The sequence below is a fragment of the Brevundimonas naejangsanensis genome, from assembly GCF_003627995.1.
GTDB classification, from domain to species: Bacteria; Pseudomonadota; Alphaproteobacteria; order Caulobacterales; family Caulobacteraceae; genus Brevundimonas; species Brevundimonas naejangsanensis_B.
Genome location: NZ_CP032707.1, coordinates 2,456,821 through 2,471,944, shown reverse-complemented (window position 1 = coordinate 2,471,944; position 15,124 = coordinate 2,456,821). Strand labels below are relative to the sequence as shown.

11 protein-coding genes and 1 tRNA gene are annotated in these 15,124 nt (G+C 67.1%); 7 read left to right on the top strand and 5 right to left on the bottom strand.

Translation table 11 applies throughout. The features are described from left to right. Window positions 1-80: 80 nt before the first annotated feature. From D8I30_RS11620 to D8I30_RS11615, 3 genes are all read right to left on the bottom strand, one after another. Window positions 81-1,388 (bottom strand): MFS transporter, encoded by a 1,308-nt coding sequence (locus D8I30_RS11620; protein ID WP_205570709.1) that lies wholly within the window; start codon window positions 1,386-1,388, stop codon window positions 81-83. Window positions 1,389-1,466: 78 nt separating this feature from the next. Further along, complete coding sequence (locus tag D8I30_RS14585) at window positions 1,467-2,048, bottom strand: flavin reductase family protein (protein ID WP_205570708.1); 582 nt, start codon at window positions 2,046-2,048, stop codon at window positions 1,467-1,469. Window positions 2,049-2,083: 35 nt separating this feature from the next. Continuing rightward, complete coding sequence (locus D8I30_RS11615) at window positions 2,084-3,829, bottom strand: cytochrome P450 (protein WP_205570707.1); 1,746 nt, start codon at window positions 3,827-3,829, stop codon at window positions 2,084-2,086. Window positions 3,830-4,049: 220 nt separating this feature from the next. Between D8I30_RS11615 and D8I30_RS11610 the strand changes: the two genes are divergently transcribed. Further along, entirely contained in the window at window positions 4,050-4,718 is a 669-nt protein-coding gene (locus tag D8I30_RS11610) for an IclR family transcriptional regulator (protein WP_205570706.1), read from the top strand. Window positions 4,719-4,753: 35 nt separating this feature from the next. On the opposite strand, the gene D8I30_RS11605 is transcribed toward D8I30_RS11610, so the two are convergent. Beyond that, window positions 4,754-5,206 carry a MarR family winged helix-turn-helix transcriptional regulator gene (locus tag D8I30_RS11605; protein WP_121482884.1) on the bottom strand — a complete coding sequence of 151 codons (453 nt, stop codon included), beginning with the start codon at window positions 5,204-5,206 and terminating at the stop codon, window positions 4,754-4,756. 138 nt (window positions 5,207-5,344) lie between these two features. Between D8I30_RS11605 and hmgA the strand changes: the two genes are divergently transcribed. Together hmgA and fahA are read left to right on the top strand one after the other, a co-directional pair. Further along, entirely contained in the window at window positions 5,345-6,616 is a 1,272-nt protein-coding gene (gene hmgA / locus D8I30_RS11600; RefSeq protein WP_121482883.1) for a homogentisate 1,2-dioxygenase, read from the top strand. After that, window positions 6,613-7,920 (top strand): fumarylacetoacetase, encoded by a 1,308-nt coding sequence (fahA, locus tag D8I30_RS11595; protein ID WP_121482882.1) that lies wholly within the window; start codon window positions 6,613-6,615, stop codon window positions 7,918-7,920. The genes hmgA and fahA overlap by 4 nt, the downstream gene beginning before the upstream one ends. A 501-nt stretch (window positions 7,921-8,421) precedes the next feature. On the opposite strand, the gene D8I30_RS11590 is transcribed toward fahA, so the two are convergent. Next, window positions 8,422-8,498, bottom strand: a tRNA-Lys gene (locus D8I30_RS11590). A 230-nt stretch (window positions 8,499-8,728) separates the two neighbouring features. Here D8I30_RS11590 and D8I30_RS11585 point away from each other — a divergent pair. Genes D8I30_RS11585 through D8I30_RS11575 form a run of 4 tightly spaced genes read left to right on the top strand, consistent with a single transcriptional unit; the run spans window position 8,729 to window position 15,073 of the window. Continuing rightward, window positions 8,729-9,001, top strand: a complete 273-nt coding sequence (locus D8I30_RS11585) for a hypothetical protein (protein ID WP_121482881.1) — start codon at window positions 8,729-8,731, stop codon at window positions 8,999-9,001. A 56-nt stretch (window positions 9,002-9,057) separates the two neighbouring features. Next, window positions 9,058-10,845: an autotransporter assembly complex protein TamA gene (locus D8I30_RS11580; protein WP_121482880.1), complete on the top strand. Its 1,788-nt coding sequence runs from the start codon at window positions 9,058-9,060 to the stop codon at window positions 10,843-10,845. Continuing rightward, window positions 10,842-11,264: a hypothetical protein gene (locus D8I30_RS14835; RefSeq protein ID WP_240387231.1), complete on the top strand. Its 423-nt coding sequence runs from the start codon at window positions 10,842-10,844 to the stop codon at window positions 11,262-11,264. Before D8I30_RS11580 ends, D8I30_RS14835 begins: the two co-directional genes overlap by 4 nt. Further along, window positions 11,162-15,073 carry a translocation/assembly module TamB domain-containing protein gene (locus D8I30_RS11575; protein ID WP_240387230.1) on the top strand — a complete coding sequence of 1,304 codons (3,912 nt, stop codon included), beginning with the start codon at window positions 11,162-11,164 and terminating at the stop codon, window positions 15,071-15,073. Before D8I30_RS14835 ends, D8I30_RS11575 begins: the two co-directional genes overlap by 103 nt. Window positions 15,074-15,124 lie beyond the last annotated feature (51 nt).

Below are 15,124 nucleotides of genomic sequence, written 5' to 3'. Positions count from 1 at the left end.
CTCGTTCTTATTTGTTGTTCTGGAGCGAGCCGTCCCTTCCCCGAACGCCCGAAGGCCATCGGGGAAGAGACGGCCAGCGATCAGTTGGCCGCAGCGCTCGGGCTCACCCGAGCCACAGCGTCAGGCGCGGGGTTGTCTCGGGTTTCCGGGGTGCGGAAGACCACGATCAGCGCGGGTATGGACATCACGGCTGCATAGATGGCGACGGCGAGACCGCTGCCGGTCACCTTCAGCAGGATCGCGCCCAGGATGGGGGCGATCGAGCCGCCCGCCACCGACGCCAGCTGATAGCTGGTCGACAGGGCCGTGAAGCGGATGCGGGTCGGGAACAGCTCCGCCATGAAGGCGGCCATGGCTCCCAGAATGATACCGTGCGAGCCCATGCAGAGCATGGTGAACAGTTGCAGCTCCATCTGGGTGGTCTCAGCCGGCTTCAGCGTGAACAGGGCGAAGCTGGTGATGGCCGACAGGAACAAGCCGACCAGCAGGACCGGACGACGGCCGATGCGGTCCGCCACAAGAGCGGCGACGAGGACGACTCCGACCTCGAACAGCGAGGCCCACAGCAGGGCGGTCATCACCGGCCCGCGCTCGAAGCCCAGGTAGGTCGTCGCCATCAGCACCAGGAAGGTGCTGAAAATGTAGAGGAAGGTGTTCTCGGACGCTTTCAGGAAGAACGCCGTCAGCATGCGGCGCCACTGGGTCGCGAAGGCTTCCTTGAGCGGGGCGTGTTCGACCGTCGCGCGCTTGGAGGCGAGCTCGACGAACTCGGGGGATTCCTCGACCCGGCGACGCGTCCAGAAGCCCAGCAAGATCAGAAGCGCCGACAGGAAGAAGGGCACGCGCCAGGCCCATTCCAGGAAGCCGTCGCTGCCGAACAGACGCTGGACGACCAGGATGACGACGGCGGCCAGCACATTGGCCAGGGGACCGGCGAACATGGTGAAGCTGGTCCAGAAGGCGCGGCGCCGCGACGGCATGGATTCGGCGATGATCAGGATGGCGCCCGTCGCCTCGCCGCCCACGGCGATGCCCTGAACGATGCGCAGGACCAGCAACAGAATGGGCGCGGCTATGCCGATGGTGGCGTAGGTGGGCAGAAGGCCGACAGCGAAGGTGCCGAAGCCCATCATCAGCAGGCTGACGACCAGCACCTGCTTGCGGCCAATCCGATCACCCAGAATGCCGAAGATGACGCCCCCCAGCGGGCGGGCCAGAAAGCCCGCCGCGAAGGTGCCCAGCGCCAGCAGCGTGGCCATGAAAGGGTCCGCCGCGCTGAAGAAGAGCTTGTCGAACACCAGCACCGCGCACATGGCGAAGGCGAAGAAATCGTACCATTCCAATGTGGTGCCGACTGTACTCGCCACCATGAGATTAACGCGTTTCACTATGGTCTCCCCGGCCCGGCTGACCGGGCGCAATTTGATGAACTTATTGTCCGTTTCTTATTGTTGGGCGCGCGCCTTTTAGAGGGCGAGCACCAGTCGTCCGCCATCACGGGCTCGCGAACAGCACGAGATCAGGCGGCCGCCCTCTGCCCGTTCGGACGCCGTCAGGACCTTATCCCTGTGATCGGCCTCGCCTTCGAGCAGACGCACCTCACAGCTGCCGCACAGGCCTTCGCGACAATCGCTCTGGACATCGATGCCAGCGGCTTCGAGCGCGTCCAGAAGGGTTTCGTGCGCCGCCACCGTGAGGGTGCGCTCACTGTCGGCCAGCTCGACCTCGAAGGCCGTCTCCTTGTCGGGATCCAACCCCGTGCCGACCGCCGAGAAATGCTCGATGTGCAGGCGGTCGGGCGCGGCCTCCATCCGGGTCTGAAGCTCGGCGAGCATCTCCTCCGGGCCGCAGGCATAGACGTGTCCGTCCTGCGGGAGCGTGCCGATCACCTCGGCCAGGCTGAGGCGACGCTGCTCGTCGGCGCAATAAAGCGTGGCGACGTCGCCGTGGTCGCGCAGCAGACGCTCGACCAGGGCCATGTTGGCGCGGGCGCGTCCCGCGTAGTGGACGCGATAGGGCTTGCCCAGGGCCTTCAGGCGATCGGCCATGGCGATGATCGGCGTAATGCCGATGCCCCCCGCGATCAAAGTGTAGCTGGCGGCGTCTTCCTTGAGGCGGAAGTGGTTCTTGGGCCCCGAATGCGGACCGTCATCCCTTCCTTCAGGCTCTGATGGAAATAGAGCGACCCGCCGCGCCCGCCGTCTTCGCGCAGAATGGCGATGTTGAGCGTATCGGCCGAGGGCTCGCTGCACAGCGAATATTTGCGGCTGTATTCGCCGATTTCGAAATCGACGTGCGAACCTGGGCTCCAGCGCGGCAGGCTCGCGCCCTTCGGGTCTTTTAGCGTGACGCCGAGGACGTTCTCGCCAATGCGTTCCAGACCGGCCACGACCATTTCGCGGGTCAGGTCCTGCTTGGACGGCGGTCCGATCTTCACCGGCAGCCGGCTTTCCAGCAGACCCGGGTTGGCGCGCTCGGGGTTCTTGGCTGGATCCCAGCGAACCAGCAGGTTGTCAGGACCGCGGAACGACGTGTTCGGCAGGTAGTGGAACTCCTGATCCGGCACGATCTCCATGTGAGGCAGACGCTTGGTCAGCTCCTCGAAGAAGATACGGATTTCCATCCGGGCCAGGTTCTTGCCGATGCACTGGTGGCTGCCATAGCCGAAGGTCAGGTGATCGGTGGTGTTCTCGCGATAGATGTCCAGGACATCGGCGTTCTCGAAGAAGCGCTCGTCGTGGTTGGCCGAGGCCTGTACGACCATCACCTTGGCGCCTTCGGGAATATCCACGCCGCCGACCACCGCCGGCTTCATGGCCAGACGGCGCCAGGCCACGACCGAACCCGACAAGCGCAGGCATTCCTCGACCGCATTGGGGATCAGGGCCGGATTGGCGCAGATGGCTTCCCAGGCCGAACGGTTTTCCAGCATCAGGCGGAAGGCGTTACCCGACGCGTGGGCCGTGGTTTCGTGCGAGGCGACGATGCCGGCCATCATCATCGAATGCAGGTAGGAATCGGTGACGACGCCCGGCATCTCCTTCTGCATGCGGATGGAATATTCCATCCAGCCGTTGCCCGACGGGTCCTTGCGCATCTTGTCGAGGACTTCGCCCGAGAACTTCCAGAAGTTGCCCACGGCCTCGGCTACGGCGACCTGTTCATCGACGGTCGGCCGTCCCCAGGTGTTGACGACGTGCGCGATCGAATATTTGCGCAGCGTCTCCATGTCCTCCTCGGGCACGCCCAGGAAGTGAAGAGCGACCGTCAGCGGCACCTCGAACAGCATGGATTTGACCAGATCGGTCTCGCCGCTGTCGATAAACCGATCCACGCACTCGCGGGTCACGCGACGAACCATGTCCTCGTGATGAATCAGGTTCTCGGGCAGGAACGAGTTGATCAGGACGCGGCGGCGCGCCATGTGCGCCGGCTCGTCCTCATTCACCAAGGTACGGCTCATGCCATAGTCGTACTTCTTGAGGACGGCGTTCGCCTCGGCCGAGTTGGGCGTCATCTTCTCGAGGGCGATCGACGGCGAGAAGGTGATGTTGTCGCGGAAGACCGCCTTCACGTCCTCGTAGCGGCTGACAATCCAGTAGCCCAGTTTCTCGCTGAAGAAGACCGGCTCGCGGTCTCGCGACCACCGCAGGGCCTCGGCCGGATCGATCTGATACGGCCCCTCGAACATGTCGAAGGTCTCGGGAGTCGCGTCGAACGGACATTTGCCCGCCCGGGAAACGTCCGCGACGGGCGACGGCGTGGCGCCGCTGAACGGGCAGGACCCCGCAGATTTCGCGTCAGCGCCGATCATGTTGTGACCGTCCATGATCTCCCTTTCATTATTGAATGCTCGTTTATCGAGCTTGTATGCTCTAAAATCGATCTCATTGGCCCAACGGTGTCAAGAGGCATGCGAGACCAGGTCGCGGGACGCGGGGGGCGTGCTAGGTGATCGAGGCCCCCTCTAGAGGAAGGATTCGCTCGGCATGGCTCCACGTCAGTCAACTGTCGGAAACGCTGGCAAGGACGCCCAAAAAGACCCGAACGTGGTCCAGACCCTCGACCGCGGGCTGACGGCCCTGCACGCCGTCTCACAGGCCGCGGAAGGCCTGACCGTCGCCGAATTGGCCGTGCGCATGGGCCTCCATCGCGCCATCACCTACCGACTGGTGCGGACGCTGGAATTGCACGGCCTGGTGATGAAGGCGTCTGGCGGAAAGTTCTTCCTGGGCGCTGGCGTCCTGCCCCTGTCGTCGCGGTTCGCCCCGCAGTTGCGGTCGATCGCGCGACCGTTGCTCCAGGACTTGTCCAACAAATCCAATGCCTCGGCCTTCATCTCGATCGCGGATGGTCAGGACTGCATTCCCATCGACGTGGTCGATGCCGACGCCAGCGTCCTGCATGTCACCTACAGGATCGGCAGCCGCCACCCGCTGACGCGCGGGGCCGCTGGCCACGCCATCCTGGCCAGCCGTCCGCCGTCTGACACCGACAGCGAGGCCGTGATTCAGGCCCGCGCCAAAGGAGTCAGCGTCTCGATCGGCGAGATCCAGCCCGGAGCCGTGGGCGTGGCGAGCCCCGTGCTCATGCCCGGCAACACCTTCAGCGGGATCGAGGCCAGCGTCGGCGTGGTGGCTTTGAACAACCTTGATGTCGAGGCCTCGCGTCTGCACGTCATGGCCTGCGCCAGGGCTCTGTCCGAGCTTCTCAAATAAACGTGAGGGGCGGCTTGAGGATCAGCGATCCCGTGTCATCTCGAACCAGAGGAGGCCGCAGCTTCCGCTCGGGTCAGAAGGCGCGAAAGCATTTCGATCTCCTGGGGCGTGAAGCCCTCCAGGATTCTCGCCTGGACCTGTAGGGCCTGGGGCGCCACCTCTTGATAGACGGCTTGGCCTGCAGCCGTCAGGCTCAGCATATGCGAACGTTGATCGAGGGGATTGGGAGAGCGGCGCACAAAGCCCCGCTCTAGCAAGACGACGGCGGCGCGACTGACCGTCACCTTATCCATGCGGGTGCGACGCCCGATGGCTTGCGGCGTGAGCGCGCCATCCTCGGCCAGGACGGCGATCAGCCGCCATTCCGGCGTGCCCAGATCATGCGAGGTCCGATAGGTGGCGGCCACCGCGTCGCTGACCGCATTGGCCGCCACGGACAGCAGATAGGGGATGAAGTCGTCGAGGCGGAAAGCGGGCTTCGGGCTCATGACCGACAGTTGACACCCTCGGGGCGTCGCGTCAAACTGGTTTCAAATGAAACTAAATAGGGACGGATGCACATGATCGTTCAGGCTTCGAACAACCCGCCGTCTGGGGGTGTCTCCGGCTCAAACCAGCGAGCCTATATGACCGGTTTCGGCAGCCATTTCGCCAGCGAGGCGATTGAAGGCGCCCTGCCCGTTGGCCAGAACTCGCCGCAGCAGACCCCGTTCGGCCTCTATGCCGAGCAACTGTCGGGCACGGCCTTCACCGCGCCCCGCCTGCACAACTTCCGCAGCTGGCTCTATCGCCTTCGGCCCTCGGCCAACCACGGGGCATTCAAGCCTTATGAGGTCAAGACCCGGCTGGAGACGGCCCCGTTCCAGCGGCCGCCCTCGCCCAACCGCATGCGCTGGAATCCCCTGCCGATCCCGAGCGAGCCGACCGACTTCATCGACGGCATCGTCACCTATGGCGGCAACGGCGACGTCGGGACCGGCGGCGGCATCGGCATCCACGTCTACGCATGCAATCGCTCGATGGAGCGGGTGTTTTTCAACGCCGATGGCGAACTGCTGATCGTGCCTGAACAGGGCGGACTGACCATCGTCACCGAGTTCGGCGTGATCGACCTGGAGCCGCAGCAGATCGCGGTCATTCCGCGCGGCGTGCGCATGCGGGTCGAACTGAAGGGCGCCAGCGCGCGGGGCTATATCTGCGAGAACTACGGCGCCCTGTTCCGCCTGCCGGATCTGGGTCCGATCGGCGCCAATGGCCTGGCCAACCCGCGCGACTTCGAAACGCCGGTCGCGGCCTATGAGGACATCGATCAGCCGGTCGAGCTGGTGCAGAAGTTCCAGGGCGGCCTGTGGACCACGACCCTGGACCACTCGCCGTTCGACGTGGTGGCCTGGCACGGCAACCTTGCCCCCTACCGCTACGACCTGCGTCGCTTCAACACCATCAACACCGTCAGCTTCGACCACCCCGATCCGTCGATCTTCACGGTCCTGACCAGCCCGACCGACACCCCGGGCACGGCCAACTGCGACTTCGTGATCTTCCCGCCGCGCTGGATGGTGGCCGAGCACACCTTCCGCCCGCCGTGGTTCCACCGCAACGTCATGAGCGAGTTCATGGGGCTGATCACCGGCGCCTATGACGCCAAGGCCGACGGCTTCTCGCCCGGCGGCGCCTCGCTGCACAACCAGATGAGCGGCCATGGCCCCGATCAGGCCAGCTACGACGCCGCCGTCAACGCGGACCTCAAGCCGCACAAGCAAGAAAACACCATGGCCTTCATGTTCGAAAGCCGCGCCGTGATCCGCACGACCGACTTCGCCATGGAAAGCCCCGCCATGCAGCTGGACTACGACGACGTCTGGTCCAATTTCGAAAAAGGAAATCCCCACTCGTGAGCCGTCCAGTAGTCGACCATACCCACGCCCCGGATCTGAAGACCTGGGTCGAGGGCGCCAACGGCCACGCCGATTTCCCCGTGCAGAACCTGCCGCTGGGCGTCTTCTCGCCGCGGGGTGGCGATGCGCGCATCGGCGTCGCCATCGGGGACTTCATCCTCGATGTCCGCGCCGCCTTTGGCGCAGGCCTGCTGCCGGGCCAGTCGGCCGAGGCGCTCGAGGCCAGGACGTTGAACACCTATATGGGCCTGCCCGCCAGCCAGCGTCGGGCTCTGCGACACGCCCTGTCGGCGCTGCTGACCGAGGATGCGAACGCCGCAAAGGTCCAGCCCCTGCTGCACCCCGCCGCAGACTGCACCATGCATCTTCCCGCTCAGATCGGCGACTACACGGACTTCTACGTCGGCATCCACCACGCGATGAACGTGGGCGCCCTGTTCCGGCCAGAAAACCCCTTGCTGCCCAACTACAAGCACGTGCCGATCGGCTACCACGGCCGGGCCTCGTCGATCCGCGTCTCAGGGACGCCGGTGGTTCGCCCCAATGGCCAGACCAAGGCCCCGACCGCCGAGGCGCCGTCGTTCGGACCGACCAAGCGTCTGGATTACGAGTTGGAAATCGGCGTCTGGATCGGTGCGGGCAACGAACTGGGCCAGCCGATCAGGATCGAGGACGCCCTGAACCACGTCGCCGGCTTCTGCCTGCTGAACGACTGGTCCGCGCGCGACTTCCAGGCCTGGGAATACCAGCCGCTTGGCCCGTTCCTGGCCAAGAACTTCATGTCGACGATCTCGCCGTGGGTCATCACCATCGAAGCCATGGCGCCCTTCTTCGTGGCCCAGAAGGCGCGCCCGCAAGGCGACCCCCAGCCGCTGCCATACATCTGGGACGAAGCGGACCAGGCCGGCGGCGCTCTGTCGGTGGACCTCAAGGTCTCCATCACCAGCGAAGCCATGCGCAAGGACGGCGTCGCGGCCATGCAATTGAGCGAAGGCCCGGCGACCAATATGTATTGGACCGTCGCCCAGATCGTGACTCACCACGCCTCGAACGGATGTAATCTCAACCCCGGCGACCTGCTCGGCTCGGGCACCATCTCGGCCCCGGAACGCTCAGGCTTCGGCTCGCTGATGGAAATCACCCGCGGAGGCGCAGAGCCGGTTGAAATCCCCGGCGGCGTCCGCACCTTCGCCGAGGACGGCGACCAGATCGCCCTGTCGGCCCGCGCCACGGCTGACGGCTACGTCTCCATCGGCTTTGGCCCCTGCGAGGCCATCATCAAGCCGGCCCTGCCGCTGGCCTGATCCCTTCGCCAGGCGTGAGGCTCCCGGGCAGTAACCCCCGCAGCGAGGCGTTGCGGGGGTTTTGTCGTATTGGCCGGAGCCCGACGCTCGCTTTTCGGACGCGGCTGTCATGGAGACAAGTTTGCATTGGACCGAAAGCACCTCGCGCCATGATCTCAAGGCCCCGCCGGCGCTGCCGGCGGGGCCTTTCTTTTGAGTCTTTCCGCTCCCTGGTTTGGTAGGAAAGGCGCCCCTGGCTCCACTGGCGTCTGAGCAATCGTGCCCGAGGTGCGCGACGCGTCGATGGGACCTCGCCTGAGAACACTGGCGCGCCCAGTAGACGCCATGTCGATCTCAGGGGCCCGCGGCGACGCCGCCTACAGATAGTGCAGGAACAAATGAAACCTGTTGCAACGCGATGAAATGCGAAACTATGTGGACCCCATATGGACCCCAAGGAGACGTGCAGCGGAGAACGCCCGAGACCAGGGTCGCACAAATAGCTGCAAAATAAGGGGAAAATGGTACGCCCCCCCGGGCTCGAACCGGGGACCCTCTGATTAAAAGTCAGATGCTCTAACCAACTGAGCTAGGGGCGCACATCGCACTGGCGAAGCGGGGCGGAACATACGAGCGTCCGATCGAACCGACAAGCCGTCAATTGCAGAAAATGTTGATAGAATTTCGGATCGAACCGGAAATGCTGCGACTGCGCTGTTTAACGAGGACGAGGTTCACCCGAGGTTCAGGATGGCCAGTCCATTCGGGGGTTGAAACGGCGGGAACTCGCGCGCCTGATCCACGTTGCAACCCAAAAGGGGGATTTCCGTTGAACCGCTCGATCCTGAACCGACTGCTGCTGGGCGCGAGCCTGGCCACGACCGCCGCCCTGGCCGCTTGTGAAGAGCCGCAGCCCCGGCCGCAGCCTGCGGAACCGCCCATGGTGGAAGAAGCCGCCCCCGTCGCCGAGGAATCCGCGCCCCCCGTCACGGACGAAGCCCCCGAAGCCGTCGAACCCGCGACGCCGGTCGAAGCCCTGCCGACGGACCAGCGCACCTCCGAACAGACGGTGCAGCCGGAAAGCGATACGCTGTTTTACTGATTCCACTGCTCGGAGCCGCTGTCTCCGAGTCGCCCGTACGCAGCCAGGGTTCAGAATTGACGTCGAGGCTTCCTCTCCTTCTCGCCGGGATGGCGCTGTGCGGCATAAGCAGCCACGCCCTGGCGGAGCCCCGAGCCCAGATTCGCGGCGAACTGGATGCTGAACTGAAACGGCAGCTGGAGCGTGCGATCGGTGAAGTCGACGGCGCGCCCGCCAATCGATTCGAGGCCCGCCGCCGCGCCCGAGCGGCCCTAAGCTCGGCCGAGGCCCTGCTGCGTTCGGAAGGCTATTACCAGGCCTCGCTCCAGGATGAGGTCGAGGGCGAGGAGCACCCCGTCGCCGTGGTGCAGGTGTCGCCGGGCCGTCGCTTCCTGCTGGGCGACACCGTGGTCGACTGGGTCGCCCCCGCGCCGGACGTCGAGACCGGCCAGGCGGTCGTCGCAGAAATGAAGCTGCCCCCGGGGGAACCTGGCCGTGCGGCGGACATCCTGGCGGCCGAAGGGCGTCTGGTGGCGGGGCTGACCCGGCGCGGCTACGCCGACGCCAAGGCCGAGCCGCGACGCGTAGTGGTGGATCACGCCGCCTTCGCCGTTCAGCCGACCTTCAACATCGCATCCGGCGCCCTGGTGCGCCTGGATGGCATCCAGTTGCGCACGCGCGGCCCCACCAGCGCCGACTGGGTGGAACGTCTGGCGCCCTGGACCGCAGGCGATCGCTATGACCCCGAGGATGTGGCGGAACTGGAGCGCCGCCTGCTGGACACCGGCGTTTATGACGGGGTCGGCGTAGCCCTGTCCCCGCTGGACGACGTGCGGCCCGATGGGCTGCGTCCGGTGGTGGTCACCCTGGCCGACCGACCGAGCAGCCTGCTGGAGGCCGGCGCCACCTATTCGACGGCCGAGGGCGCCGGCGTCGACGTGTTCCGCACCCGCTACAACCGCTTCGGCCGCGCCGACACCCTGAGATACGGCGCCCGCCTGGCCAGCATCGACAGCCGCATCGGCGGGGAATGGTCCCTGCCCCACTGGCGGCGGCCGGGGCGGACGCTGAAGCTGTCGTCCTTCATCGTCAACGAACAGACCGACGCCTACGATCGCAGCGCCATCACAGTCGCCGCCGACCTGTCGCAGCGCCTCGGAAAGACCTCTTGGTTCAGCTACGGCCTGGGCGTCGATGCGGGCCAGTACACCGAAAACCGGTTCGATCCGGTCACCCAGGAGCCGCTCACCTTCGACCGCGACCTGGCCATCGTGACCGTGCGCGGCGGGGCCTACATGGATCGTTCGAACGATCCCCTGAACCCGACGACGGGCTATCGCCTGTCAGTCTCGGCCCAGCCCACGGCAGTGGCCGGCGAGGACACGGTGCTGTTCCTGCGCACCGAAAGCCAGGCCACGGCCTACCTGCCGCTTCAGGACGGCGCCAGGACGGTGCTGGCTGGACGTCTCCGCGTCGGCTCCATTATCGGCGGCCAGGAACTGACGGTGCCTTCGGACCGCCTCTTCTATTCCGGCGGCGGCGGGTCGGTTCGCGGCTATTCCTTTCAGGGCATCAACCCCCGCCTGCCGAACAACAAGCCGCGCGGCGGCCTGTCCATGTTCGAGACCTCGGTGGAGGTGCGTCGCGACATCGGCGAGAAGTTCCAGGCCGTGGCCTTCGTCGACGCCGGCGCCGTCGGCTTCCAGGAAACGCCCAACCTGAATAACATGCGCTACGGCGCGGGGATGGGCGTCCGCTACAAGCTGCCGTTCGGTCCCGTGCGCGCCGACGTGGCCTTTCCGCTGAACAAGCGCGAAGGCGATTCCGGGTTCCAGCTCTACGTCAGCATCGGCCAGGCGTTTTGACCGACACTCCCCCGCCCCACCAACCGGACGAGGCCGCCGCCGACACCCCCGCGGAAAAGGCGAAGCGCAAGCGCACGCGCCTGGAACTGGCCGCCTTCATCGCAGGGATGGTCGTCGCGGGTCTGCTGGCGCTCACGGTGATCCTGACCGTCGGCGGGCGGATGTATCTAGTGTCCGATCCCGGTCGAGAACTGATCACCAGCTTCGTGGCCGGCAAGAAGATCAGCCGCTACGGCCGCATCAACGTCGAGGGCCTGCAAGGCGACCTTTTCGATGACTTCCGGCTCAAGCGCGTCACCATAACCGACGCCAAGGGGTGTGGCTGGAGGCCACGGACGTTCGGGTCGACTGGTCCTATTGGCCGCTGCTGGCGCGGCGCTTTCACGCCACCGAGATCACGGCCGGCCAGATCCGCCTGATCCGCCGCCCGGAACTGGAGCCGAAGCTCGAGCCCAGCGCCCCGCAGGCCCTGTCGGTCGACATCGACCGCTTCAGCGCCAACGTCGAACTGCTGGAGGACTTCTCCAAGGAATACGGCCGCTGGGCCCTGAGCGGCGACGCCGCCATTCCGCGCAAGGGCGTCAAGAAGGCCAACGTCGACGCCTACAGCCTGAGCCGCAAGGGCGACTATCTGCGCCTGGCCGCCGCCTTCGGCGACAAGCCCGAGGACCTGCGCGTCAACCTGCGCGCCACCGAGGCGCAAGGGGGCCCCATCGCCGGCGCCCTCGGCTATTCGCCGGACCAGCCCTTCTCGGCCGTGGCCGTGGTCAACGGCGAGGTCGTGGACGTGGCGGTGCGCACCGGTCGTTTCACCCCCCTGCTGGTGAAAGGCCGCTATGGCGACGACGGCTCCCGGATTTCGGGTTATGCCGACTTCTCGGGCTCGGACCTGCTACAGCCCTTCGTCGAGCGCATCGGCCGCACCGCCCGCTTCGGCTTCGCCACCACGCCGGACCCCGCGCAAGACGGCGTGCAGGGCGTGGCTTGGCGCTTGATCGCCGACAACATTGAGTCCAGCGCGCGCGGCCTGATCCGCACAAGCGACCGCACCGCGCCCGAAGGCATCAGCCTAGAGATCAACACCCCGTCGCTCAGCCGCCTGATCGGCCGGCCCATCGCGGGGCCGGCCGCCTATACTGGCGTGTTCAAGGGCAACGCGGAGGTCTGGACCCTGCAAGGCTCGGCCAGTCTGCTGAACGCCGACCTCGCCTCCTATCGGGCAGCGCGCATTTCCGGCCCGGTTAACATCGCCGCCAACAAGGGCCGATACGACGTGACGACGGACGCCCGCGCCGTCGGCGGCTCTTCGGCCGGCATCATCGGCGCCCTGCTGGGGGCGACGCCGCGCCTTCAACTGGAAGGCGCCCGGATAGTCGACGGCGCCTATCTCGTGAAGAAGGCCGACCTGCGCGGCCAGGGCCTGACCCTGACCGGATCCGGCGGGCGCAGCCTGAACGGCGGATTGAACTTCAACGGCCAGGCCGTCCTGACCGATCTGTCGCGCATCCGACCGGCCGCGCGCGGCGCCTTCAGCGGACCGATCCGCGCCGCCTCGGCCAGGGCCGGCGCCCCTTGGACCTTCAGCTTCGACGGGCGGGGCGCGGGCATGGCCGTCGGCATGGAAGAACTGGACCGCCTGCTCGGCCAGACGCCGCGCCTGCAAATGACGGGATCGCTCAACAAGGGCGTGGTGTCGGTCGATAGCGCCGAACTGACCGGCGCCGCGGGTCGCATGGGCGCCCAGGGCCTGATCGAAGGCTCCAAGCTGCGCCTGGCGCTGGACTGGAACGCCCACGGCCCGTTCGGGGTCGGTCCCGTGGCCATCGACGGCGCGATGACCGGCGACGGGGCCCTGACCGGCACCTGGGCCCAGCCGCGCGCGGACCTGCGCGCCGCTTTCGACAAGCTGGCGGCGGGAGGGCTGACCCTGACCAACGCCGACCTGATCCTCAGCTTCCGCAAGGGGGACGACGCCTCGGACGGACGGATCGTGCTGAACTCCGGCTCCAACTACGGACCGGCGCGCGCCTCGGGCAACTTCCACCTGGGCGGGCCGCGCTTGCGGCTGACGGACGTGGACGTGAACGCCGGCGGGGTGACGGCGCGCGGAGACGTCGCCTTGTCCAACAACTTCCCCTCCAGCGCCGATCTGGTCTTCAGCGCGCGCCAGGGCGCCTTCCTGGCCTCGGGCGAGGCCAGCGGCCGGGTTCGGCTGACCGAAGGCGGCGGCGATCAGACCGCCATCCTGGACGTCACCGGACGCAACGTCCGCCTGGCCGGCCAGACCTGGACCGTGCGCAATCTGGCCTTGAAGGGCCAGGGCACGCTGGAGCGCCTGCCCTTCACCCTCGCCGCCGACGTCGGCGGCGCCAATCCGATCCAGTTCAACGGCACGGGGGAATACTCGCGCCAGGGCGGCGCCCAGAGCGTGACCCTGCGCGGCGGCGGGCGTGTGCGCGACGTCGCCTTCACCACCCGCGGTCCGGCCGTGTTCGCCATCAGCGGCGACGGCCGCGTCGCCCGCCTGGACCTGGGCGTCGGCGGCGGGGTGCTGACCGGCGAGCTGAAGCAGGACAAGCAGGGCAGCGTTGTCCAGGCCGACCTGGCCAATGTCGAGATCGGCTCCCTGGCCCCAGACCTGCGCGGCCAGGTCACCGGCCGGGTGTCCCTTCAGGGTCAGGGCGAGACCCTGCGCGGCTCGGCCAATGTCGACCTGCGCCAGCTGCGCAGCATAGACGCGCCGCGCGGCCTGGCCGTCGACGGGGCGCTGAGCGTCGAACTGAACGACAACGTCCTGCGGCTGCGGGCTCAGGCCCAGGACGGCACGGCGGTTCAGGCGACGGCCGACGTGTCCCTGCCGGTCGAGGCCTCGGCCGCCCCGCTGCGCCTGGCGATCGCCCGCACCCGCGACATGTCCGGCCAGGTCGCCATCCAGGGGCAGATCCAGCCCATCTGGGACCTGTTCCTGGGCGGCGCCCAGTCGCTGTCGGGCCAGGTGAACGGCCGCGCGACCCTGGCGGGAACGCTGAACGCGCCGCGCCTGAACGGCCGCCTCGACCTCAGCCAGGGCGCCTTCCGCGACAGCGTCACGGGCCTGCGGCTTGAGAACGTGACCCTGGCCAGCCGCTTCGACGACAGCCGCGCCGTGATCGAACGGTTCGAGGCCACCGACGGCGTCAAGGGCGTGGTCTCCGGCGGCGGCGACATCGGCCTGCGCCAAGGCTCGGGCTCGACCCTGCGGCTGGAGCTGACCCGCTTCCGCATCATCGACAACGACATCGCCGAGGCCCGCGCCAACGGCCAGCTGACCGCCGTCCGCGGCGCCGACGGCAACATCCAGCTGAGCGGCGATCTCGATATCGACGACGGCCAAATCTCGCCCAACCTGCCCGGCTCGAACGGGGTGGTGAAGATGGACGTGGTCGAGATCAACCGCCCCGGCGGCGACCTGGTCGAGACCGAACAGAGAGGGCGCGGCCCCCAGATCGGCCTCAACCTGAACCTGACCGGGCGCGAGATTCACGTGCGCGGCCGGGGGCTGAACGTCGAGCTGTCCGCCAACGCTCGCGTGCGCGGCACCATCACCCGGCCGCAGCTGACGGGCACAGCCAATGTGGTGCGCGGCGACTATGAGTTCGCCGGCAAGCGGTTCGTCTTCGACGACCGAGGCTCCGTCACGCTCTCCACCGATCCGGCGCGCATTCGCCTGAACCTCGAGGCCGTGCGCGAGGACCCGGCCCTGACGGCGGTGATCAAGGTCACCGGCACGGCGGCCGAGCCCAAGATCGCCCTGACCTCCACCCCTGCCCTGCCCCAGGACGAAATCCTGTCGCAGGTGCTGTTCGGCCGCTCGGCGGCGCAGCTATCGCCGTTCGAGGCGGCCCAGCTGGCCTCGGCCGTGGCCTCGCTGGCGGGCGGCGGCGGTTTCGACGTCATCGGCAACCTCCGCGAACTGGCTGGGCTGGACCGGCTGTCCTTCAGCGGCGAGGCCTCGAGCCTGACGGTCGCGGGCGGCCGCTACATCACCGACAAGGTCTATCTGGAAGTCATCGGCGGCGGCGAAGGCGGGGCGGCGGTCAACGTCGAATGGCAGGTGCGCCGCAACCTGGCGATCAGCTCCAAGTTCGGCGGTGAAGGCGACGCCAGCCTGTCCGTCCGCTGGCGCCGCGAAGGCCCCCGCCCGGGCGGCGACCGGCGCGACCGCAGACCCAACGCCGCCAGACGCTAAGGAACGCCGAGTCCCCCATCGCCCCTGTTCCCGGCGCGCCCATTTTGTTCT